This is a genomic window from uncultured Nostoc sp., assembly GCF_964247315.1.
Taxonomy (GTDB): domain Bacteria; phylum Cyanobacteriota; class Cyanobacteriia; order Cyanobacteriales; family Nostocaceae; genus Nostoc.
The window spans coordinates 1-23749 of record NZ_CAXTTT010000002.1 but is presented as its reverse complement, the minus strand read 5'-3'; the positions used below and the strand labels follow the sequence as shown (position 1 = coordinate 23749).

General features: G+C 40.9%; 14 protein-coding genes and 2 pseudogenes. 11 read left to right on the top strand and 5 right to left on the bottom strand.

Annotated elements, in window-relative coordinates:
* The first annotated feature begins 64 nt into the window (after nucleotides 1-64).
* The 5 genes from ACFE93_RS01030 (at nucleotide 65) to ACFE93_RS01010 (ending at nucleotide 10081) form a co-directional block, all read left to right on the top strand.
* Nucleotides 65-319 (top strand): hypothetical protein, encoded by a 255-nt coding sequence (locus ACFE93_RS01030; RefSeq protein WP_375471612.1) that lies wholly within the window; start codon nucleotides 65-67, stop codon nucleotides 317-319.
* Nucleotides 320-411: 92 nt separating this feature from the next.
* Nucleotides 412-669, top strand: a complete 258-nt coding sequence (locus tag ACFE93_RS01025) for a hypothetical protein (RefSeq protein ID WP_375471611.1) — start codon at nucleotides 412-414, stop codon at nucleotides 667-669.
* Between the two features lie 671 nt (nucleotides 670-1340).
* Nucleotides 1341-2780 (top strand): NHLP bacteriocin system secretion protein, encoded by a 1440-nt coding sequence (locus ACFE93_RS01020; RefSeq protein ID WP_375471610.1) that lies wholly within the window; start codon nucleotides 1341-1343, stop codon nucleotides 2778-2780.
* A gap of 149 nt (nucleotides 2781-2929) precedes the next feature.
* Nucleotides 2930-8206, top strand: a complete 5277-nt coding sequence (locus ACFE93_RS01015; RefSeq protein ID WP_375471609.1) for an NHLP family bacteriocin export ABC transporter peptidase/permease/ATPase subunit — start codon at nucleotides 2930-2932, stop codon at nucleotides 8204-8206.
* A gap of 321 nt (nucleotides 8207-8527) precedes the next feature.
* Nucleotides 8528-10081 carry a YcjF family protein gene (locus ACFE93_RS01010; protein WP_375471608.1) on the top strand — a complete coding sequence of 518 codons (1554 nt, stop codon included), beginning with the start codon at nucleotides 8528-8530 and terminating at the stop codon, nucleotides 10079-10081.
* Nucleotides 10082-10185: 104 nt separating this feature from the next.
* Here the strand turns inward: ACFE93_RS01010 and ACFE93_RS01005 are convergent, their stop codons facing one another.
* Together ACFE93_RS01005 and ACFE93_RS01000 are read right to left on the bottom strand one after the other, a co-directional pair.
* Complete coding sequence (locus tag ACFE93_RS01005) at nucleotides 10186-10311, bottom strand: type II toxin-antitoxin system ParD family antitoxin (RefSeq protein WP_375470922.1); 126 nt, start codon at nucleotides 10309-10311, stop codon at nucleotides 10186-10188.
* Between the two features lie 312 nt (nucleotides 10312-10623).
* Complete coding sequence (locus tag ACFE93_RS01000; RefSeq protein ID WP_375471607.1) at nucleotides 10624-11622, bottom strand: DUF2806 domain-containing protein; 999 nt, start codon at nucleotides 11620-11622, stop codon at nucleotides 10624-10626.
* A gap of 361 nt (nucleotides 11623-11983) precedes the next feature.
* Here ACFE93_RS01000 and ACFE93_RS00995 point away from each other — a divergent pair, with 361 nt between their 5' ends.
* Nucleotides 11984-13759, top strand: a complete 1776-nt coding sequence (locus ACFE93_RS00995) for a protein kinase (RefSeq protein ID WP_375471606.1) — start codon at nucleotides 11984-11986, stop codon at nucleotides 13757-13759.
* 144 nt (nucleotides 13760-13903) lie between these two features.
* Here the strand turns inward: ACFE93_RS00995 and ACFE93_RS00990 are convergent, their stop codons facing one another.
* Entirely contained in the window at nucleotides 13904-14644 is a 741-nt protein-coding gene (locus ACFE93_RS00990; protein ID WP_375471605.1) for an SDR family oxidoreductase, read from the bottom strand.
* A gap of 225 nt (nucleotides 14645-14869) precedes the next feature.
* Here ACFE93_RS00990 and ACFE93_RS00985 point away from each other — a divergent pair, with 225 nt between their 5' ends.
* Nucleotides 14870-15826, top strand: a complete 957-nt coding sequence (locus tag ACFE93_RS00985; protein ID WP_375471604.1) for an aldo/keto reductase — start codon at nucleotides 14870-14872, stop codon at nucleotides 15824-15826.
* A gap of 86 nt (nucleotides 15827-15912) precedes the next feature.
* Here ACFE93_RS00985 and ACFE93_RS00980 read toward each other — a convergent pair whose 3' ends face one another.
* Together ACFE93_RS00980 and ACFE93_RS00975 are read right to left on the bottom strand one after the other, a co-directional pair.
* The gene (locus tag ACFE93_RS00980; protein WP_375471603.1) at nucleotides 15913-16569 is read right to left on the bottom strand and encodes a class I SAM-dependent methyltransferase; all 657 of its coding nucleotides are present in this window, start codon (nucleotides 16567-16569) and stop codon (nucleotides 15913-15915) included.
* 442 nt (nucleotides 16570-17011) lie between these two features.
* A pseudogene (locus tag ACFE93_RS00975) lies at nucleotides 17012-17231 on the bottom strand (ABC transporter); the annotation flags it as partial.
* A gap of 219 nt (nucleotides 17232-17450) precedes the next feature.
* On the opposite strand from ACFE93_RS00975, the gene ACFE93_RS00970 reads away from it, so the two are divergent.
* From ACFE93_RS00970 to ACFE93_RS00955, 4 genes and pseudogenes are all read left to right on the top strand, one after another.
* A complete protein-coding gene (locus ACFE93_RS00970; RefSeq protein ID WP_375471602.1) occupies nucleotides 17451-18533 on the top strand; it encodes a peptidoglycan-binding protein in 1083 nt (360 codons plus the stop codon).
* A 418-nt stretch (nucleotides 18534-18951) separates the two neighbouring features.
* Nucleotides 18952-21117: a glycosyltransferase gene (locus ACFE93_RS00965; protein WP_375471601.1), complete on the top strand. Its 2166-nt coding sequence runs from the start codon at nucleotides 18952-18954 to the stop codon at nucleotides 21115-21117.
* Nucleotides 21118-21156: 39 nt separating this feature from the next.
* A complete protein-coding gene (locus tag ACFE93_RS00960) occupies nucleotides 21157-22524 on the top strand; it encodes a glycosyltransferase (protein WP_375471600.1) in 1368 nt (455 codons plus the stop codon).
* Between the two features lie 303 nt (nucleotides 22525-22827).
* Nucleotides 22828-22950: pseudogene (locus tag ACFE93_RS00955) on the top strand (ISAs1 family transposase); the annotation flags it as partial.
* Between the last annotated feature and the right edge of the window lie 799 nt (nucleotides 22951-23749).

The following is a 23749-nucleotide window of genomic DNA, read 5'->3' as shown; positions in this document are numbered from 1 at the left end:
ATTTGGTTAATTAAACTAAAGATTTCACTATTCCAAAACCATTTTGTATAAGGAAGGAATTTTTATGTCAGTTGTAACACTTGAACAAGAAACATTCGCAGTCATGACCGAGTTAGCTGATGAAGAAATCAGTGGAATTGTCGGAGGAGGCAAAGTAGAGATCGCTCCCAAGGCGAAAGTTGGCGTTGAAGCCAAAGGTAAGAACGTACAAGTATCCACTCAAATTGGTGCCGCGGCAGCAGTTGGTAAAGGAGATGCTAAGGTTTATCAAGGTTCAAATCAAGAGATTGATAATAGCAGAGACCGTGTGTACTTCTAGTACTAATAGGTACTAGGTTATCTCCATAGTACGCTCATACTGAGTTACTATTTCACTATTCCAAAACCATTTTGTACAAGGAAGGAATTTTTATGTCAGTTGTAACATTTGAACAAGAAACACTCGCAGTCATGACCGAGTTAGCTGATGAAGAAATCAGTGGAATTGTCGGAGGAGGCAAAGTAGATATCGATGCCAAGGCTAAAGTTGACGTTAATGCCAAAGGTAAGAACGTACAAGTATCCACTCAAATTGGAGCCGCAGTAGCAATTGGTGGAGGAGATGCCAAGGTTATTCAAAAATCAAATCAAGAGATTGATAATAGCAAAGACCGTGTGATCTTCTGGTAAGTATGAATAGGTACTAGGTTATTTCCATAGTACGCTCATGTTGAGTTACCACCTCAACCAAAAGTCACTTTAACGGTTTGTATTGCCAAAAATTTTCCCATTATGATTTGTATCATCACTACAAATCAAAACAACACTAAGCTAGCAAGCATGTAAGTTATGCATTATTTCGTTAAGAGAGTTATTAAACAGTAATCCTTTGCCAATTGCTACGAACAACTGACAAAGGACTACAAACGACCCTTACGAATAAGCTACAAACATCTTATAACATAGTGGTCTGACTATTATTGGCATCACAACCCTTCACAACGTTACACGAACATTGGCGGGTGTAAGCCGGATAATAACGAAAGGTCAAAGGGTAAGCGACCAATCATATTATCCCTTACTTCTTACCCACCCGTCAATGTTTTCATATAAAGATTACAAAATCGTTACTTCAACGAAAGTTACTCCTCATCTACGCAAAATTTAAAAATCAAAAATTTCATTTTCTCAGCTTTCGACCTCTCATTAGATGGTAGGTTGATTTTTGCATCTGAATATTAGTATCCCAAAGCAAACAAAACATATCCGCCTTCCGCTGAAGCCAGAAGGCAATTTTTTATTCAGTTGTCAGCCTAATACCCAATTCCCTCTGAGTGCAATGCAAATTGGGATAATCTGTGATGATTAATCAAAAAAGCGACCTGTTCCGCAAAGAAGCTTTAGAGCGTGCTTCTTCCCCTGAAGAACTAGATCAAATTATGCAGGTAGTCAGCCCGAAAAAGTGGCTACCTCTAGTTGCTGTTGGTTCGTTAGTGGCAACAGGGATGACTTGGAGTTTTTTAGGTCGAATCCCAATTACAGTGACGGGTACTGGAATAATAGTCTATCCCAGTACAATTACCTCATTCCAGTCACCGATCGCAGGTAAATTGCGAACAATCAACGTCCGAGTTGGCGACTATGTAAATAGAGGAGATGTGCTGGCGACGCTAGACCAAAGCGAACTGATGAAACAGCTACAACTAGTACGCTCTAAATTAGGGCAACTACAAACAGAAGATAGCGCTGCTAGCTTAGTGCAAGTACAGCGGCAAAAGACAGACAAAGAAGCGATTAAACAGCAACGCCAATCTTTGCAGCAAAACCTCCAGGCCGTACAGAAACTAACACCGATTTTAAGAGAGAAAGGGCTAAATTCGATTCAACGCGATCGCGCCAATCAAACCCAAAGCTTACAAGCACTGCGGGATCTGTTACCTACCTTCAAACAGAGATTGACCAACCGCCAGCAGCTATTGCAAGAGGGGGCAATTTCTGGCGATACAGTCCTACAGTCACAGCAAGACTACTTAAATGCCATAACACAAATTAATGAAGCCGAATCGCAACTCAAGCAACTGGATGTCAAGGAAGCAGATGCTCAACGACAATACCTAGAGAATTTGAACTCAATTAAAGATTTGCAAGCTCAGTTAAAGCAACTAGATAGCAAAGAAGCGACTGCGGCGCAACAAGACTTAGAAACTGTAACCAACCGCAAAAAAGAAATTCAGGAAGTTCAGCGGAATATTGTTCAATTAGCACTGCAACTATCGAGCAACAGCTTAGTCAAGAGCAGTTACTCTGGACGAATTTTAGAAATCTCGGCAAGTCCGGGACAGGTTGTTTTACAGGGTACACCCATAGGAGCGATCGCCGCACAAAAGCGATCGGCTCAACCTGTAAGTGTAGCATTTTTTCCCGTTGGCAATGGTAAGCAAATTCAACCAGGGATGAAGTTACAAGTCACACCTAGTACAGTGCAACGCGAACGCTTTGGTGGCATCATCGGTGCTGTCACAGAAGTCTCAGCCTTTCCCGTGACTAAAGAAGGTGCATTAAGTGTAGTCGGCAATTCCGAATTCGTGGAAGCTTTGATGTCACAAGGGCCACAGATCCTAATTATGGCGCGACTGCAACCAGACAATTCGACCTTCAGCGAGTACAAATGGTCTTCTTCCCAAGGGCCGCAGATGAAAGTCACTTCTGGAACTACCACCTCAGTACAAGTCACTGTGGAAGAACGCGCCCCGATTACTTTTGTCCTGCCGATTCTAAGATCCTGGAGTGGCATTTCTTGATATTGGGGATGAGGCAGACAAATCAATTAAAAATTAAAAATTAAAAATTAAGAATCTATACTTCTGCCTTCTAACTCTTGTACAGACGCGAGGAATCGCGTCTCTCCAAAATAAATTAAGCCAAAGTTCAAATTTTAAAAAATATTTTTATGTTCTGGCGAAATCTGCAAAATATATTAGGGCGCTTGCGTAAAAACAAGCGGTGTCATACTCCTACTCTGTTGCAAATGGAGGTAGTAGAATGCGGCGCTGCTGCTTTGGGAATTATTTTAGGTTATTACAATCGCATTGTCCCGTTGACGGAACTGAGGCAAGCGTGCGGTGTCTCGCGGGATGGAGTTAGTGCCTTAAATATCTTGAAGGCTGCCAGAAATTATCGACTCAGCGCTAAAAGCTTTAAAACCAACTTAGCTGGCTTGTTGCAGTTAAAATTTCCCTACATTGTATTTTGGAACTTTAACCATTTTTTAGTAGTAGAGGGAATCGGCAAACAGCGAGTTTATCTCAACGATCCTGCTACTGGACGGCGCATCGTCTCCTTAGAAGAATTCAGCGGCGCATACACAGGTGTGGTGCTAGTTTTAGAGCCTGGTTCAGAGTTTCAACGCGGCGGACGCAAGCCTAGCACAATCTTAGCTTTGTGGTCACGGTTGCGAGGCTCCATTGGCGCATTACTTTACTGCGTGCTGGCAGGATTTTTGTTAGTAATTCCTGGACTGGCGCTACCTGCATTCTCCCAAGTATTTATAGACAACGTATTGATTGAGCATCGGTATGAATGGTTGCGTCCCCTAATTTTAGGCATGATCTTCACAGCCGGACTCAGTGGATTTTTGACACTGCTACAGTTGCAGTTTTTGCGTCAAATGAAAATTAAGTTGTCTGTGGGCATGAAAAGTCGGTATCTGTGGCACATTTTACGCCTACCCGTCAGTTTTTACGATCAGCGGTATGCTGGGGAAATCAGTAGCCGTATGCAACTCAACGACAGCATCGCCGACATGCTTTCGGGTGAATTAGCAACTACAGTGATTGCAGCAGTATCAGTATTTCTATATGTAATAGTGATGCTGCAATATGATGTTGTACTAACTTTAATTGCGATCGCCTTTGTCGCGATCAACCTTGCCGCTTTACAGTGGGTGAGAGGGCGGCGCACAGATGCCAATATTAAACTCATCCAAGAAGAAGGAAAAGTTCGCGGCGTAGAAATTTCTGGTCTTCAGAGTATGGAGACGCTAAAAGCATCTGGATTAGAGTCAGATTTCTTCTCCCGCTGGGGGGGTCACTATGCCAAAGCCATCAACACCCAGCAGGAATTAGAGCAAACAAACCAGACAATAGGTATTTTACCATCTTTTCTGTCAGCGATCGCTTCCATGCTGCTTTTAGCTGTAGGCGGTTTGCGAGTCATGGATGGAGCCTTGAGCATCGGCATGTTAATAGCCTTTCTCGGCATGATGCAAAGGTTTTTTGCCCCAGTAAGTAATCTCATCAGCCTGGGAAGCGAACTCCAAGAGATGGAAGGTAATCTGACTCGCCTCGATGATGTCTTACGTAACTCCATTGACCAGCAGTTGGAGCAGGGGAGCAGGGGGGCAGAGGGGCACAGGAGCAGAGGAGATGAGGGAGAAATAACTTTTAACTCCTCACTCAGCACTCAGCACTTAGCACTCAGCACTCTTAATTCCCCCTACCCTCTGCCCAAACTCCAGGGGTATGTTGAATTACACAATGTGACATTTGGTTATAGCCAAATTGCCCCGCCGCTGATTGAAAGTTTTAATCTCTCGCTCAAGCCGGGGCAACGAGTTGCCTTAGTAGGTGGGAGTGGTTCTGGTAAGTCTACTGTTGCCAAACTTTTATGTGGACTTTATGAATCGTGGCAGGGAGAAATTCGATTCGACGGCAAACCTAGAGAGCAAATTTCTCGCCAGGTACTAGCCAATTCTATTTCTGTCGTAGAGCAAGAGATTTTGTTATTTGCTGGCAGCGTTAGAGACAACTTGACGCTTTGGGATACTACCATACCTGACAGTCATCTTGTCCGAGCTTGTCAAGACGCAGCGCTTCACGATGTAATCCTTTCCCTGCCTGGAGGGTATCATGCTGACCTTTTGGAAGGTGCTACTAATTTGAGTGGTGGTCAGCGGCAGCGGCTAGAAATTGCCCGTGCTTTGGTGAATAATCCTAGTATCCTGATCATGGATGAAGCCACCAGTGCCCTGGATGCCGAAACAGAAAAGAACGTCAGTCGTAATCTGCGGTTGCGCGGTTGCACTTGCATCATCGTGGCGCATCGACTCTCGACTATCCGAGATTGTGATGAAATTATTGTCCTTGATCGCGGCAAGATAGTCCAACGGGGAAGCCATGAAGAATTGCAGCAAGTTCAAGGGCCGTACTTACAATTAATTCGCAGTGAGGGAGCAGAGGAGCAGGGGAGCAGAGGAGTAGGGGAAGAAATTACTCCCTTGTCCCCCTCATCCCTCTTATCCTTCGCAAATCTCAAAGGACAACACTATCGTTTTCAATGCAATGAATCGCTACTGCTAGATGACCCGGAAACAATTTGGCTAGTGAAATCTGGTTACTTGGCGCTATTTGCGATCGCAGTTAATGATGGCATTCCAGAAGGCACTCGTCGCTATTTATTTAGTAGCACAGCCGGACAGGCGATGTTTGCGATTGCACCAAGTTTAGGGGGCAAGCAGCAAGAGGTTTTAGCAGTGTCACTTGAGGAGACAGAAATTCTCAAAGTATCCAGAGCAGACTTTAACCAGTTGTTTGCTGACGCTAATAAAGAAGTAGTAACTCTAATAGAACGCTGGATTTATCAATTAGGTTCGGTACTTGCTGGTATCACTACGCCAACGACACCAACATCGCTGCCAAAAACCCGCCAGTTCTCCTTAGTCAAAGACCAAATCTTCCAGCCGCACCAAATATCGTGGGTGCAAATTTTCCAAGGGCGTGCTAGATGGATGGGGTTTGAGGAACTGGCGTTAACTTCTGCCTCTGGAATGTTGCCTTTGGCTGAAAATATGTGGTTACAAGCAGATAACACTGTCGAATTAAAAAGTGTTAACACCGCAGAAATCGCAGATATCAATTCCTTGTTAGGTGGTTTGTCCCAACTACAAACTTACTTCCTCCACTGCATTAACCTGCTGCAACGGCAGGAGATGGATGCAGAATTACTGAGATTTCAAGCCAGAGAACGTCTTGAGAGCCAAGTGATGCAAGAGACGTTAGCAGAATTAGCATCTGTATTGCCACAGCCAAAGTCAGACAGGCTAAATAATAGTTTAGGATTCAGTAGTAGTCTTGATGCAACTGACCCAGACCAAGCCTTACTAATTGCTGCTGGTGCTGTGGGACGAGCATTGGGAATTAAGATTCATCTGCCAGCTGCCTCAGAAAATTCTAATCGAGTCCAAGATCCTGTAGAAGCGATCGCTCGTGCTTCGCGTATCCGCGTGCGACGGATTCAGTTGCGGGACAACTGGTGGCAAAAGGATTGCGGGGCAATGTTGGCATTTACGCTGGCCGATAAACTGCCAGTGGCACTATTACCAGTGTCTGATACACGTTATGAACTCTACGTTCCTGGGGAACGAAGGCCTATCTCTGTCGATGCGCAGATAGCAGCAGCCCTAGCTAAAACTGCCTACGCATTCTATCGACCTTTACCTGATAAAAAGCTGAAAACTTTTGATTTACTTCAGTTTGCCCTCCAAGGACATTACAAAGAACTAATTATAGTTTTAGTAATGGGAATTACCATCAGTCTGTTAGGAATGCTGACACCTCAAGCTACAGCTATCCTGATCGACAGAGCGATCCCAGATGCTAATCGAGGCTTGTTGAGCCAAATTGCTGTTGGTCTGGTGGCTGCTGCCTTTGGCGGAATGCTGTTTCAACTAGCCCTTGGGTTTGCCACGATTAGGCTGGAAACTTTTGCCGATTCCTCCACCCAAGCCGCAGTGTGGGATCGATTGTTAAACTTGAAGGTTTCCTTTTTTCGCTCTTTCTCAGTTGGTGACTTGGATTCTAGAGTCACGGCTATTACTCAAATTCGCCAGCGACTGGGTAACACAGTCTTAAAAACAATCTTCTCCAGTTTGTTCTCCTTACTAAATCTGGGATTGTTATTTTACTACAATGTTTCCTTAGCTCTCATAGCTTGTGCAGTGGCACTAATAAATATTGCCGTCACTATCATCTCTGGTGTTCTAATTGTCCGTAAAGTTCGCCCATTACTAGAGCTACAAGGACAAATCTTTGGCGTGATGGTGCAGTTAATTAATGGAGTTGCCAAACTCCGAGTCGCCAAAGCTGAAACCCGCGCCTTTGCCTACTGGGGTAAACAGTATACGCATCAACTGAAATTAATGCTGAGTACCCAAGGCATTGAAGACAGCCTCGCAGTGATCAATCAAGTATTACCTGTGTTAACTACTGCTGCTCTCTTCTGGTTTGCTACGAGCTTAATTGGGCAGCCCCAAACTCTTAGAGGAGGTAGTTTATCCACTGGCACTTTTTTAGCATTCAACGTTGCTTTTGGCACGTTTATTAACGGAGCCACTAGCTTAAGTAGCACAGTTGTGGAAGTTTTGCAAGTTTTACCCTTATGGCAACGAGCCCAACCAATTTTGCAAGCTGAACCGGAAATTAGTTCTGCTCAAGCAGATCCGGGTAGGCTATCGGGCAAATTAGTTGTAGATCGGGTAACTTTCCGCTATCGCGATGATGGTCCCTTGACCTTGGATGATATCAACATTCGTGCTGAACCAGGAGAATTTATTGCCATTGTTGGGCCTTCTGGCAGCGGTAAATCAACTTTATTGAGGTTACTTTTGGGGTTTGAATTCCCAAAATCTGGCACGATTTACTACGACGGACAAGACTTAGCTTCTTTGGATGTCCATGCTGTACGCCGTCAATTGGGTGTGGTACTGCAAAATAGTCGGTTGATGTCAGCCTCTATTTTCGAGAATATTACCAGTGGTGCCTTGGTGACGATGGACGAAGCTTGGGAAGCAGCCCAGATGGCAGGTTTTGCAGATGATGTTGCAGCAATGCCGATGCAGATGCATACAATTGTTAGTGAGGGAGGTAGTAATCTTTCTGGTGGACAACGACAACGGCTGTTAATTGCTAGAGCGTTGGTGTTGAAACCCCGGATTTTGCTATTCGATGAGGCGACTAGTGCTTTAGATAACAGAACCCAGGCAATTGTCAGTGAAAGTTTACAACAGCTAAAGGTAACTAGGGTTGCGATCGCCCATCGCCTCAGTACTATTCAAAACGCTGACCGAATTTACGTACTTGCAAATGGTAAAGTAGTGCAGCAGGGTAGTTTTGTTGAACTAGGAAATCAATTAGGGCTATTTGCACAACTGATGATGCAACAGTTGCTTTAACTGGGTATTGGGAAGACAATACGCTTGGGTTAAGGCTAAAAACTAAAACTGGCGTAGGTTGGGTTGAGGAACGAAACCCAACATTATCGAGGCTTGGTTGGGTTGAGCAACAGCGAAACCCAACCTACTATTTTTCTTAACCCAAGCGTATTGATTGGGAAGATAGTAGGTAACCGAATTAACTTCGCTCCTATTTAAGCTTGCTCTCGTAATTTTTTTGAGTAATTTATTCTTTGCAAGTCCCCTACTCTGGTAAAAAATGCTGAAACTATTAAGATTAGAAGCATCTGCCTACTGAATACTTACTAAACTTTCCCACCCATGCCTCTGTCACGCATAGTAACGCTGATTGTCGGTCTGATCGTCATTTTGGGGCTAGTCCTATGGCTAATTGATTCCCTATCACGCCTCTATTGGCAATTGTCCTATTCGCCGTTGCTAGGCAATTTGTTGCTGTTATTGCTGATTCTCCTGATTGGAGCCTTGGTTGCAGCTTTTGTCTATTATGTATTGGTGATTCGGACTGGGGAAAAGCGATCGCGTCGCAACCCGAAGCGAGTGACTGCGGCGCAAGTTCCGGCTGCTAAATCTGATGCTGCTTCTACAACTCTCCAGGCTGTGCGGCAACAGGTAGCGCAAATTCAAGATGAAGTTACACGCCAAGCTTTATTAAGTCGATCGCGAGAGATTGAAGCCAACCTAGCACGGGGTGAAATTCAAGTAGTGGTATTTGGTACGGGGAGTGCTGGCAAAACTTCCCTGGTAAATGCGATTATGGGACGCATGGTTGGTCAGGTGGATGCACCGATGGGTACAACTCAGGTTGGAGAAACCTATTGTCTGCGGTTAAAGGGATTAGAACGCAAGATTTTAATTACGGATACGCCGGGAATTTTAGAAGCAGGGGTGGCGGGAACAGAACGGGAACAAATGGCGCGAGAACTGGCGACGGAAGCAGATTTACTGTTGTTTGTAGTAGATAATGATTTACGCCGCTCAGAATATGAGCCACTGCGGGGGTTGGCAGAAATTGGGAAGCGATCGCTCCTAGTTCTCAACAAAACTGATTTATATACAGATGAAGATAAAGAATCCATCCTCGCGAGATTGCGTCAACGGGTACGGGGATTTATTGCTACTAATGATGTGGTAGCGATCGCTGCTAATCCCCAACCTGCACAACTTGAAACTGGCGAAACCTTCCAACCAGAACCGGATATTGTGCCTTTGCTGCGGCGCACGGCTGCGGTTTTACGTGCTGAGGGTGAAGATTTGGTGGCGGATAATATTCTTTTGCAATCTCTGCGCTTGGGAGACGAGGCGCGAAAACTCATCGATGGCCAGCGTCGCCGTCAAGCTGACAAAATCGTAGAACGGTTTCAATGGATTGGCGCTGGTGTGGTATCAGTCACGCCTATACCAGTTGTAGATTTATTGGCGACAGCCGCAGTCAACGCTCAAATGGTTGTGGAAATTGGCAGAGTGTACGGCTGTGAATTGAATATGGAACGGGGACGAGAATTAGCCCTTTCTTTAGCGAAAACCATCGCTAGTTTAGGCATTGTCAAAGGAGCAATTCAATTATTATCTACAGCGTTGCAACTCAATGTTGCCACGTTTATTGTTGGTAGAGCAATTCAAGGCGTGACAGCAGCTTATTTAACACGAATTGCAGGTAAAAGTTTTATTGAATATTTTCGTCATGACCAAGATTGGGGTGATGGTGGAATGACAGAAGTTGTACAGCGACAGTTTCAGATTAATCGCCGAGATGAATTTATTAAAGCTTTTATTCAAGAAGCGATCGCGCGGGTAGTGAAGCCGTTAACAGAAAAATCTGAGGTGGTAGAGGAAGATACGGAAGCTAAGGGTTAGGAGATTCTGAGCATAGGAGGGCAATATTTATTTTTGGTAAATTACAGTTGATTTGTAACCGTTCACAGGGTTAAGGAGTGAATAAGGGTTACAGGCCAATGGCACTAAGAAAAGCCCAAGGCAGACAGTTTCAATGCTTTCACAATGACATCTTCAGCATTTTCATATCTACCTATAGCAATTCGGGTTTGTATAAATTGCTCGTATTCCGCTTGAAGTTGGATGTTCATAGTTTTTACCTCTAGTTAATTAAGAGCGTTACCTAGCCACATTTTCTGTAGCCTGTAAAACTCAGTTGCGGATTCTTGTCCTAATCTAATTTTTAAACCATTGTTCACCTCTGGCTACTCAAAAGCGTAAACTAAGAAATTCTAGTAATTAATTTCTTACCAAGGATGGTCAAAGCCTCATATATCAAGGGTATTTAAGAGGCAGTGCGGCATAGCTTTATTACCCGGTCGGGGCTGATTGCTTACTTTGATAGACAGCAATCTGCGCTACACCAAGATTGTTATACTGTGTGCATAATCGTTTTAACATAACTAAGCTGGTTCCTCAGTAACGATATATGTTTTGTCTCCTATCAATGGGTTTTCACCATCCTCTCTAATAATAGGTGCCCAAGCAATTTTCATACCTTCTCGCTTAAATTTTTGAGCAACAAATTCTATATATTCCATATCAGGCTGAACTGATATAAGTTTCAATAGTTCTGTACCTGCTTTTGTTAACACTCCAACTTTATTTTCGATTTTAGGCGTATCTTTCTCTCTTTCAAATAAGAGAATTAAAGAGGAGTAAAGTAAATTAGAGGTACTGCCGGAGGTACTAGCTTCAAAGGAAAAACCTAGAAAATCACTATCATTTATAAGACCAGCCTCTCTTAGATCAAGAATTTCAGAAAAGCCAATAGTATTATCTTTCTTAAAAATATATTCTTTTGGGTCAAGGTAAAAAGCTTTGTTCTTATCACTTAGGACATATTTCCCTAATTCAACAAAGTTTTCTGCTTCTTGTCGTGAAAGATTTTTCAATATCTCAAGAGTACGTAGCGAGAAAGAACCAGGTTTTGTAATCTCCCCAGCCAGGATTTTCCCCCACCAGTATTGGAGATCTTCTGTTGAAATTTTCTCTGCTATATCAAAGAAATGATTAATCCATTCTGGTTCTGGCTTCTGTTCTGGGATCTCACTTTTATTTGCTAGTTCCTCAGCAGCGTTTGCACATACGGATTCTATATTCTGTTGTTTTCGTAACTCCTGGTATTCACTACGGTTTGCCGCACGCTCAGGAAGTGAGAGGATCGGGCTAGGTGTCTCAGAAGATCCCATCATCTTAACTTTACCGTCTTCATAATCTGCACCACCAAGCAACTTACGGCTCTCAGCCATAGCTTCGGAAATAACTCGTATTTCGTAAGCTTTAGCCTCAGCATTTTTCTTGATCAGGTATGGGCGTGAAACTGCACCAAACCCTTCAGCCATTACTTCAATAAGTCTCTTCAGTGGTTCACTAATGCCAGCTAAATCTTTGATTTCCATTTACAGCTACGTATTTTTTATTTCCTAAAAATCGGTGTTTACAATGGTACAAATGTATTAATAAGAATTTAACCGTAAAAACACGTAAAATTAATTTTTTTGTGCCGGACTTGGCCAAAATATTCTGTACTCCTATCAATGCTTTCTTTCCTTAAAGTGCGATCGCCTTTGGTTATGTGGGAAACTAACTCTGGAGCGATCGCCGATAATGTTGCTATAAATTTTATTAAGTAAAAATACTTAAATAAATCCATTTTGGATTTTAGTAACAAAAGTTCAAGATATATATTTTTCAAGTATTCCGGAAATAGGAGGGAATGTCAGAAAAACTAAATAAAAGGACTTACTGAGTAACCAGGTCATGACCTACCACATAATCGGTAAATTACTACAAGGGCGTTACCAAATTGTCCAAAGCCTTGGTGCAGGGGTGTTTGGACAAACATACATTGCTGTAGACGTAGATTATCCAGAGAATCCCAAATGCGTTGTTAAACAGATTAAAGTTAGCAGTTCCGAATCTGGCTACTTGGAGATGCTGAGGTTACTGTTTCTGACTGAAACCCAAACTTTGAAACTTCTGGGAAGTCATGACCAAATTCCTGAATTCATCGCCTGTTTTGAAGAAAACCAGCGATTTTATTTAGTGCAAGAGTGGATTGAAGGACATGCGCTGACTGCGGAATTGCCCATCGATCAACAATGGGGCTGTCTGTGGAGTGAAAGCGAAGTTGTAGAATTCCTGATCGATGTCTTAGGTATTCTAGAATTTGTTCACTCTCAAGGTGTGATTCATTGCGATATCAAACCGGAAAACTTGATTAGACGTGATAGCGATGCCTCCGGCAAGGGCAAAGCCCTACGCAAGTTAGTTATGATTGACTTTGGCTCAATCCAGTCGATCGATTTTGGGATATGTGCAGAATTGCCCATTTATAGAATTCCCGTCACTTCATTGGGATACATACCGCCAGAGCAATTTATTGGTCAAACACAGCCCAACAGTGATATTTATGCTTTGGGTATGATTGCTATCCAGGCTTTAACAGGGCTAGAACCACTACAATTAAAAACCGATCCTTCTACTAATGAAATTTTTTGGCGTTCTCAAAACACGCCAGTTAATGATTATCTAGCTGCTGTTCTCAGCCAAATGATCCGCTATAATTACCAAGACCGCTTTCAGTCTGCGGGTGAAGTGCTGCGGGTACTCAAACAAATAATCTGGGAACCTCAGCCATCAGAAACATTAGAGGAAGATTCTCAATTTACCCTTGAAGTAGCGAAAAATTCTGCATTTGGAAAATCATCCCCATTATTAACGGGAATGAAAGTAGGATTGGCAGCTAATTCTTTAGTGATGGGATTTGGTGTATATTCTTTAGTTAATACTGCACCTGCATATTCAGAAACAGATACTTTATATAAAGCCACAAAAGAATATCAAGCAGGGGATTTGGAAGAAGCGATCGCACTCGCTAAATCAATTCCTTCCCACAGCAATGTTTATCCAGAAGCGCAAGCTACAATTGAAGAATGGCAAGAGCAATGGCAAGTAGCTGCACAGCAATACGAAATCGCACAAATAGCTTTTAAAGAAAGCAGATGGTCAGATGTTCTTCATGCTGCTGCTAAAGTTCCAAAGATTTTCTATTGGCAATCTAAAATAGATAAAATAGTTCAGCAAGCATCTGTAAACATTGAAATACAGACGCAAGATTTATTAGCAAAAGCTTACGAAAAAGCAGCTAAAAAAGATTTTTCTGCCGCTTTACAATATCTGCGTCAAATTCCTCAAGAAAGTCATGCGGGTGCTTTAGTTCAAGACAAGTTAGCTGAATACAATCGAAAGCGGCAGATCAGAGCAGCTTACTTTTTACAGAAAGCCAATAAACAAGCATCTATTGGTGATTTTGATAGAGCTGTAAAATTTCTCAAAAATATTCCCCAAGATACTCTAGTTTATGCTCAAGCTCAAGTCAAATTGAATGAGTATACTCAAAAACAACGTGTACTCACTAACAATCAAAAGATAGCTTCTGCAAAAAGAACAAATTTATTCATCCCGAAAAACTCAGTTACTAAGGTTGAATATCTTCAAGGAGTAAATTATCTTCAAGAAGTTAATATTCGGTAAATTTAGTAATTCGTTATGACTTTTGACTTTTGACTTTTGACTTCCCCAAAGGGGTTGACGCTCTTGCTAGCTTGCTTCCCCGTAGAGGAGCGATGGGGGACAAGGAGACAAGGAGAATAACCCATGCCCAATGCCCTCTAATTTTTACCAAGGAACCAGACCATTTTCATCAAAAAAACCTCCGCTAGAACCATCATCAGGTAGAGTAGCTAGTCTTACTGCTGCGATCGCACCTTGCTCAACAGTGCGATACCCTTGGTATTGATTAATGTCAGTTGCTGTAAAACCAGGATCGGCAGCATTGATTTTAATTGGGGTATCTTTAAGTTCGGCAGCCAATAAAACTGTAATTGCATTCACTGCTGTCTTTGATGAATTATAAGCAAGAAGTTTATAGTCAGCGAATTCATAATTTGGATCGGAGTTTTGAGTCAGAGAACCTAAACTACTTGATAAATTAACTATTCGCCCTGCTTTTGATTTCTTTAACAGTGGTAACAACGCTTTGGTAACTGCAAACACTCCAAATACATTCGTTTCATAAGTATGTCGCAGTGTTTCAATATCAACTTGACTAGGTGGAAGGCGATCGCCATCACTTAGTATTCCAGCATTGTTTACAAGGATATCAAGTTTTCCGAATTCGCTCTCGATTTGTTTACCCACAGAGTCGATTGTTTTTTGGTTGCTCACATCAAGTTGAATTGTTTGGGCATCGATCTGGCTGAGACGAAGTTTATTCGCCGCTTCTTCACCACGTCCTATATCTCTTGAACCAACAAGAACACTAGCACCTCTAGAACCTAGTTGACGGGCAATCTCATACCCAATACCTTTGTTTGCACCTGTAATCAGCGCAACTTTACCTTTTAAATCTTCTGACATATTACTTCTCTATTTTGATCGACGCTGACAACTATTACAATCTTTGAGCAAGTTTAGTATACAAGTAGTGTGTATCAACACAATATTCAAGATTTAGTAATTCTACACAAATAGTGATTGGCTGTCATGTTTGCGCTAGTAGTAATTCATACTTCAGATAGCTGTTGAGATAATATTTGCAGCCTAAAGTAGCAATTGACTCAAAAATTCTTGAAGAAAGTAGATATGCAAACCAAACAGCTTGGCAATTCAGAGCTTAACATTACCCCAATCGGCTTTGGAGCCTGGGCGATTGGTGGAGGTGGATGGGCTTTTGGCTGGGGAGAGCAAAATGACCAAGAATCGATCGCCGCGATCAATCGCGCTCTTGACCTCGGCGTTAATTGGATTGACACCGCAGCTGTATATGGTCTGGGGCATTCTGAAGAGGTTGTTGCTAAGGCGCTCAAAGGTCGATCTAATCGCCCCTACATTTTCACTAAATGTTCACTAATCTGGGATGAAAAGGGCGAAATTGGTCACAGCCTGAAGGCGGATTCTGTACGGGGGGAGGTTGAAGCTAGTCTGCGCCGACTCGACATTGAAACTATCGATCTCTACCAGATCCACTGGCCCAACCCTGACTCAGAAGTTGAAGAAGGCTGGACGACTCTTGCCAAGCTCAAGGATGAGGGTAAGGTTCGCAATATCGGGGTTTCAAACTTCAATGTAGAACAGTTGAAACGTATCCAGGAGATTGCACCAGTCACTTCATTGCAACCGCCTTATTCGCTGGTTAAGCGCGATGTCGAAAACGAGATTCTGCCTTTTTGTAAGGAAAATAACATAGGTGTGATTGTTTATTCACCTATGCAATCTGGTTTGCTTACAGGAAAGATGACACTTGAGCGGGTTGCCAATTTTCCAGATAATGATTGGCGCAAAAACAATAGTGAATTTCAGGAGCCACGTCTATCTCGTAACCTAAAGTTAGTCGAGGTGTTGCAACATATTGGTGAACAACACGATCGCTCACCAGGTGAGGTGGCGATCGCTTGGACTTTAAATAATCCGGCGGTGACTGCGGCGATCGTTGGCGGACGCAATCCCAAGCAGGTGGAAGGAATCATTGGTGCTGGAGACTTTCGCCTCAATCAGCAGGAACTAAACGATATTGACACTTTCCTGCGCGAGAATCCATAAAATCTCTGCTGGAAAACCTTACAAACCCTACGGCTTTAGCCGGGGGTTTATTTAATATTTTTATTCAGCAACCGCTAAAAGTTATTTCACTTTGTCGCTATGCCGATAATATGAGGACTAACAATTGGCAATTGTGCATCAAATCGCTCATAATGGATGCTACTAAAACCAGCTTTTCCTAATGCTATCCAAGTTTCTCTATCTGGATGACAACCATCACCTATCACTTGCCAAATTGGACTAATTGTGTTTTGTAGTTGTCGCAATAAACTTCCTTGAGGTGTTGCGACATGTTCAATAAATAAGAAGCGTCCACCAGGTTTAAGTACTCTTAAAATTGCCTGCAATGTATAATCTATATTCGGCACTGAACACAAAACTAATGTACTAACAACAGTATCTATGCTGTTATCTTCAGCATCTAACCATTCAGGATTACCACTGCGGAGGTCAATATTTAAACCCAGTTTTTCTGCTTGTTTTTGGAGAGAGGAATGCGTATGTGAATTTGGCTCAATTCCTATCCAGTGGATATCTTTAGGGTAGTAGGGTAAGTTAGGGCCTGTTCCAGGGTTAATTTCTAACACTTTACCTTGGAGATTAGCAAAAAGAGAACGTTTGCGATCGCTGACAATTTTATCATATTTACTGCTACTTGGAGTCATCATCCAAGCAAAGAAACGTTTTCCAAAGTTGACAAAAATCTGATTTTTTGAATCTCCAATAATTTGGTTTACAGTCATTATCTACTTCCTAATTTTTGAGGCGATAAATTGGTTTGCAAAACAACCATTTATAGCCTTAAGGTACAATACTTCGTGTTTCTTATACCTCACCCATTAGACTCACCTGATAGGATGAATTTAATTAACGTATTACGCCTAGCAACTGACCGCAAGATATCACAGAAAGGCCAAAAGGATTGAGGCGTCTATATATCAATACGCTTGGGTTAGCGCCAAAAACCTTAAACTGCATAAGTTGGGGAGCCACTGCGCCCTTACGGTTTCCTTTTAGCATTCTCGCTTTCTTCGCAAGTGGCGTTTGAGGAACGTAGCTTGCTTCCCGTTCGCGTAGCGTCTCCAAAGGAGAAGGGTAAACCAATATTTTTAGTGGTTTGTTGGGTTGAACGAAGTGAAACCCAATAGATTATCCTTAACCCAAGCGTATTGGTCTATATATATGGCGATGAGCGATCGCTATGGTTATATAATTTTGGATAATCATAGCCAGAGATTTTTGAATAGGCGCTTCAGTTTCATTGTCTACTGTAGAGCTATCCTCATCCCAAATCAGAATTGGCGGATCTTTGACAATAGCATGGGCGATGTTTGCGGTTTTTGCTAGCCTACGCAATTTGCTGTGGCTGACCTCCAGAAAGTTTGTGACCCCATTTGCCAACAAGTTAAAGAGATCGCTGCTTCCTATTTTAAGTAACCTTGCGAAAAGCTAACATAAATGCGGATGTTATAATCCAAAGTGGGTTTTGCAAAACAGCATTTCTTGGACTCTAATCGCTCTAATGAAGTACGAGATACCAAATTGGCGGCGGTCATAACTAAAATCGTACAACGAATAGTGACAGAAAAATTAGCTGAAAACAATTGTTTCATTCAAAAAAACTATGAGCTTTAAACTTCAAGCTTTGCAACTTCCTACTCTCCAGAAAAAATCCGAAGGGTTGATTGTAACTGCTTGGCAGAAATTTCTTTTAGATTATGACTTCTCCATTGCTGCCGTTGATGGGGATTTTGGGAATATTACAGATCAAGCAACTCGTGATTATCAGACTAGTAATGCTTTAACAGTAACGGGAATTGTCGATACTGCTACTTATAAAAAAGCCCTAGAGCAAGGTTTTGCGATTTATTTTGCTATCTATACCGATGGCGGGAAAAAATTATTAACCTATCTTAACTTTGGAGAGAATGAGGTCAAAGACTTACAAAAAAGTTTAACAGCGATCGCTCGTTTGAATCCGCCGTTAGTGGCTGATGGGGACTTTGGGCCCAACAGTACAAAAGGACTAGCTGAAACTTATAAAATAAGAGACATCAATTTTCGAGCCGAATTAGCTCAACAGCTTTCTAATACAACTAAAACCAAGCTAGGCATTGATTTTGAGTTAGCTTTAGACAACATAACTGAATACGCCAAAAAATTAAGACAACGACTGAGTGGAAAAGCCTGGGTTAATTTTTTCCCAGACAGCGACTTAATTGATGATTTAGCTTCTCCCTTCCGTCAAAAAGTACAAGCTTTTGAGCAAGCATTAAAAAATGCCGGAGCTAATATCGATATATCTTCAGTATTTCGTCCATCAGAAAGAGCTTATTTAATGCACTATGCTTTTCGTATTAGTAATAATGAAATTGCTGCCAAAGATGTTCCACCTATGCCTAATGTAGATATTAATTGGCTACATTACACCAATGCTGGTTCTGTCCAAGCTGCTAAAGAAATGGTGTCTGCTTATAATATTGCTTTTCGACCTGTTCTTACCTCTCGTCATACCCAAAGATTAGCAATTGATTGGGAAATTACTTGGTCAGGAACCTTAAATATCAAAAATGCTAGTGAAACTATAGTTAGTATTAATCAGCCACGAACGAGTTATGAAAATTCTACTTTATGGCAGGTTGGTCGTTCTTACGGTGTGATTAAATTATCTAGCGATCGCCCCCACTGGTCTAATGATGGACATTAATGGATAGAGGAACCGCATAAATGAGTGAAACGATCAAAATGTCAAATAGTAGAGGTAGTAATGAGACTCAGTATTTTTCTATATCCAAGAGCAATTGTATATTTAGCTACAACCGTCCTAATTTGGGGAAGTGGGAAAAGTGGGAAAAGTAGGATGTTTTGCAGTAGTCCTTGATTATCCTGCTATTAAGCTGTAACTTCTTGTATATTACATATTCATTATCAAGTTATACAGGTAATTGATAAATGTCATAAATATCGCACAATCTCATACAAAATATTTAAGAAGTATGCTCATTGGTTGTGAGTAAGTATAATTTAGCTGCGTTTGCTCTGCGTACATCATTGCACCAAAGCACTGAGCCAACAAGGATGTCACACCTTGAGGCTAAAAAATGAGGACAAGGAAAGATAAAATTTTGCCACCAAAGCGATTTTTAATAATCAACTTATTGACAGCTTTTCTAGTAGTCGGATCTACTATTTTCTGTTTAGTAGCTTACCTTCAGTCAGACTTCACACTTGAGTGTATTGTTGTCACACCTCAAAGTCTTTTCAATCTTCTAGAAGCTCCTGAATGCAGTTTTGCTTTATACTCTCCTTTTTTATCTGTTGTATTAGGATGTTATGTACTTCGCTTTGTTTCTCCTACCGCACGGTCAAAATTTGGGGTTACTTTTGTACTATTAGCACTTGTAATTCGTTATTTAACTTGGCGCTCATTTTCAAGTCTTGATCTATATTCATGGGCAGAAATATTTTTAGGATTAATTTTGTATAGTACTGAATTAATTGACCTAGCTGTGTTTGTTTTAACAAGAATAACTTCAATCTTTTCAACTAGTGAACAACGCTCAAAGGAAGCAGATCGACTGAGCCAAGATGTCTCCTCTGGTCGATATTTACCTTCAATCGATGTCTTAATTCCTACCTATGACGAGCCTGAGTTTGTAGTACGACGGACAGTCTTGGGTTGTTTGTCTATGGAGTATCCCAATAAGCAGGTTTACATTCTTGATGATACTCGCCGCCCTTTTATTCGTGACTTAGCTGAAAAGCTTGGCTGTAAGTACATTACTCGAAGTAATAATCAGTATGCAAAAGCTGGTAATTTGAATAATGCCTTACTTGAGACGAATGGTCAGTTAATTGCAGTCCTGGATGCTGACTTTGTCCCATTCAGAGATTTCTTGAGCAGAACTGTAGGTTTTTTTCAAGAATCTGATGTTGGCTTAGTTCAAACTCCTCAAAGCTTCTATAACCCCGATCACTACGCTAGAAATCTTTGCATAGATCACTTAGTACCTTATGATCTCGCTTCCTGTTTTGAAGTCAACTATTCTCAACGTGACTATCTTAATACTGCCACTTGCTTTGGAACGGGTTATCTTGTTAGAAGAGATGCTCTTAATCAAGTCGGCGGTTATTTCACAAAATGTATTAATGAAGATACTTCTACTTCTATAAGAATATTATTACAGGGCTATCGTGTCATTTTTCTTGATGAGAAATTAACTATCGGGGAGTCTCCTCGTACTTATATTGATCTTGTCAAACAGAGAGTACGGTGGCATCTTTCAGACTATCAAACTACCTTGTGTAGGGGCGACTTAGTTATCTGGCAAAAGCTGAGTTATTTTCAACTACCCTTCTTCATTATTTGGTACATTAGACCTTTCTTACCTCTTACTCGTACAATTTCTCTTTTTATACTACTAACTTGTATATTATTAGGGATTAAACCGTTTCTAGCAACATATAATGAATTTATTTTTTTCTGGCTACCTTGGCTTGCCGCTTCAATTATGAGTTATGGTTGGCTTTCTGAATATCGAACAACATTCCTTTGGCAAGGATTTTTCGATATGCTTTTACTCTACCCTTTGCTAAAATGCCAAATATCTGCATTTAAAAAACCATTTGGACAACCTTTCAATGTAACTCGAAAAGCAGTGCAATCAAGTAGAAAAGCTTATAATTTATCCCTAACTTATCCATTATTAATAGGAGTAATTATAATATTGGCTGTAATCCTAAATCAAGTTTTTTCAAGTTTGGCAAGTAATCAAATAATTTCTGACGAGATATTGATAATGGCGTTATTTCTCAGTTTTCCTGCATTTTTGATGTATCTTGCATTTTGGTCAGCTATCGATCAACCCGAAAACAGAGCAGTTGATCGATTTACTTTGCAATTGAATTGCCAAATTAAGTTTGATTCGGATTTAAAAAACGATTCCTATGACAAATTATCTAAGGGAATGACACTCAATTTGTCTGAACGAGGCGCTTATATTTCTCTATTGAACAAAACAACCGAATCTTTAGACGAGATAGTCTACTTCAACTTAAGTGAACATGACCTAAAAATCAAATCAAGAATTTGCCGAGTAGAAAAAAATAAAGAAAGGACTTTACTGGCACTAAATTTTTTTGATATGAGTTATCATCAGCATCAGAGATTGATAGAATTACTATATGCTAACAAAAATTATTTACAAACTAACACATTGGGTAGCTTAGAAACTCTTTTTGTTCTACTCGTATCATTATTAAACCCTAGTTTCCTAAGAAGAAACAAGTAATCATTAGTATAATGTAGTGTTTATGTAACTTCAAAAATTATGACTATTCATCACCGTATTATTCCCAATCAAATTTATAAAATTTTTGATAATCCAGGTGTATTTATATTCACAACAGGTTTTGAGCCTAGAAATGTTAGTTCTGAAGGCAAAAATGTTTTAGAGAGACTTGAAAAGTTTCTAAATCCTAATGACTGGTGTTTTGAAAGTTTATTATGGCATCTAACTTGGAACCATGCTATGACCTACTTTCGGCGTTGGAAGTATTTTGAATCCTTAGGTGTAAATTATGTCGTCATGGCTAATTCGCACTATGACGAATGGTGCTGCAAACTTTTGGGTATTCCAGTTCAGTTGATGCACAAGGGGCAGTTCATAGATGAGAGAGTTCTTACCTTAGCTAATCCCAATAGGGTTTGTAAATATGATGCAATTTATGCTGCTCGAGCCCATGTTGGGAAAAGAATGCACTTAGCTCAATCTGTAGACAAATTATTTGTGTTAACCTATTTGTGTCCTAGAAACTCATTAGGAGAATATGATTTAAATTTATTCGAGCCAAAAATTAAACATGCAGATTGGAATAAAAATTATATTGATCGTGTTGAGGAAATAGTTGACTTAATTCATCAATCTTGTTGTGCATTAGCTTTATCCAAAGCTGAAGGTATTATGTGGGCTGGTCTAGAAGCAGTTCTTTGTGGAATTCCTGTAGTGAGTACACCGTCTATAGGGGGAAGAGAATATTATCTAAATTCAGAAAATTCACTTACCGTTCGCTCAGATTCTACGGCCATTTATCAAGCAGTTGAATATTATAAGTCTCACCCTCCTTCTCCGAAAAAGGTTAGAGACTCAGCATTGAGAATTCTTCAACGTTGGAGAGAAGCTACAGCCCAATATTTTGCATCTAAAGTTTTGTATACAGGTGAATGGACTCCAAAACGAATAGAAGAACATCTTTTTAATTCAGAGAACGGGATAGGTCAGTTTCTCATTCTAGATTTACCTTTCACTCAACTGAAAAACAGTGCTACCTCTCTCACTAGCCAAGCAAGTGAGCAAGCTGAGTGTGAGATGTTCGATCAAGTGTTTGAATTATTGCAAGAGCAGTTAGAGCGATTGCCTAATTCAACCACCACTCTTAATCTCTACGTAGAGTTGGCTAAATTGCAAATTGATGCAGGGCAGCTTGATGCAGCATTCCAAACACAACAAGCTTTGTTGCAGCGGAGCGAATTCCATCTGCCATCTGGCTATTACCGGTCTGGTCTAATTGCAGAATATCGGCGGGAGCTTGAGCAAGCGCGAAACTACTATCAGCAAGTGATCGATTATGAACCCGGAAATTGGAATTTCAATGTTGTTCGGAAAGGAGCAAAACAGAAACTAGATAACCTGAAGTAGTTACTGCTTTAATTCCGGCTGTGTTGCAAGAATGGGTATTGTCAACTCATTTCCTTCTAGTGTTCCTTTCAAGTTCCATAACTTTTGTCAGTCAAGCAGTCCGTAGTAGCCATTTAAAAAAGATTGTATCCAAGAGTAATTCAAAAGCTCTATTAAAAAAATCCCCAGGGCAAACGCATCTAAATATTGACAAAGTGGTAAGTAGAGGTGCAGTCCTAATAGTACAAATTAACTACCAGAAGATTTAAGTGAGCGATCGCTAGTTAGTGTATTCTCATTGTCAAAGTAGAATTTACAGCAATTCCAAAGTTACTAAAGATATTAGAACTGTATGGATGTGTAATGACAATTGATGCAATTGGATGCCAGAAAGGAATTGTGAAGTTCATCACACAACAAAATGCAAATTATGTGATTACATTAAAAGTTTTAGCGTTAGCTTAAACTAGTATATCAAAACTTGAACTTAATATTTTACCTAAAATTTTCGTTATTTCTCCAGATTAAGCATACTTTTATCTACCAATTAATGAGCTTTTTTAATATTAGTAGATATCGATTTATCTAGAGATAAGCTAATTCATTTTCTGGAAGTATTTTTGATTTGCTTTATATATATAGCAATTTTTATGATTATTTATATCATTTTGAAATCTTTTTTAGTTTTTATTAGTAAATAAGATGCGTTCGCCCTAGCTCCACCAAGGCTTCAGAATAAGTCTTCGTGGGGGATTTCTATTTGCATCTCCCAATCTCTGCATATTCTTTGAGTACGGTAAACCGTATTTGCTCGTTAGTTCCCAAAGATTAATTAAATTGTTAAGTTTAATTACATAAATGAAAAAAAAGGCTGCAAACATTGCTAAATCGGAGAAATTATGAGAAACGCTAGTATCCTTGACGCTCGAGACAAGCTGAACAACTTTTTGTCACCCTTAGCAAGTCTTCTCCCTTGGCTCTAGAGTCATCTCCCAAAGGAGACGCCAAGGGCGAAAGCCTTCGACATGGCTTCGCTTAGAGCGAGTCCGCGAGCGTCACAAGCGTCATCAGCGTCACAGCCCATCGTTGACATTGCTTAGATTGGGCGAATATACCAGCATTTTGACCAGTGTTTAAATCAAGTTTCTCAAAGCCTTAAGGAAAATGAGAAACAGGGGAGGCTAGGTAAAACCAATGCCCAATGACGCCACTTGCTCTACTTGGGGAGACCCCAAGACCGCAGTGG

Coding starts and splice junctions, on each gene's coding strand:
- ACFE93_RS01000 (WP_375471607.1), bottom strand. CDS start 11,622: ATGGAAATCAAAGATTTAGCTGGCATTAGTGAACCACTGAAGAGACTT.
- ACFE93_RS00960 (WP_375471600.1), top strand. CDS start 21,157: ATGACTATTCATCACCGTATTATTCCCAATCAAATTTATAAAATTTTT.
- ACFE93_RS00970 (WP_375471602.1), top strand. CDS start 17,451: ATGAGCTTTAAACTTCAAGCTTTGCAACTTCCTACTCTCCAGAAAAAA.
- ACFE93_RS01015 (WP_375471609.1), top strand. CDS start 2,930: ATGTTCTGGCGAAATCTGCAAAATATATTAGGGCGCTTGCGTAAAAAC.
- ACFE93_RS01005 (WP_375470922.1), bottom strand. CDS start 10,311: ATGAACATCCAACTTCAAGCGGAATACGAGCAATTTATACAAACCCGA.
- ACFE93_RS00985 (WP_375471604.1), top strand. CDS start 14,870: ATGCAAACCAAACAGCTTGGCAATTCAGAGCTTAACATTACCCCAATC.
- ACFE93_RS00995 (WP_375471606.1), top strand. CDS start 11,984: ATGACCTACCACATAATCGGTAAATTACTACAAGGGCGTTACCAAATT.
- ACFE93_RS01030 (WP_375471612.1), top strand. CDS start 65: ATGTCAGTTGTAACACTTGAACAAGAAACATTCGCAGTCATGACCGAG.
- ACFE93_RS01020 (WP_375471610.1), top strand. CDS start 1,341: ATGATTAATCAAAAAAGCGACCTGTTCCGCAAAGAAGCTTTAGAGCGT.
- ACFE93_RS01025 (WP_375471611.1), top strand. CDS start 412: ATGTCAGTTGTAACATTTGAACAAGAAACACTCGCAGTCATGACCGAG.
- ACFE93_RS01010 (WP_375471608.1), top strand. CDS start 8,528: ATGCCTCTGTCACGCATAGTAACGCTGATTGTCGGTCTGATCGTCATT.
- ACFE93_RS00990 (WP_375471605.1), bottom strand. CDS start 14,644: ATGTCAGAAGATTTAAAAGGTAAAGTTGCGCTGATTACAGGTGCAAAC.
- ACFE93_RS00980 (WP_375471603.1), bottom strand. CDS start 16,569: ATGACTGTAAACCAAATTATTGGAGATTCAAAAAATCAGATTTTTGTC.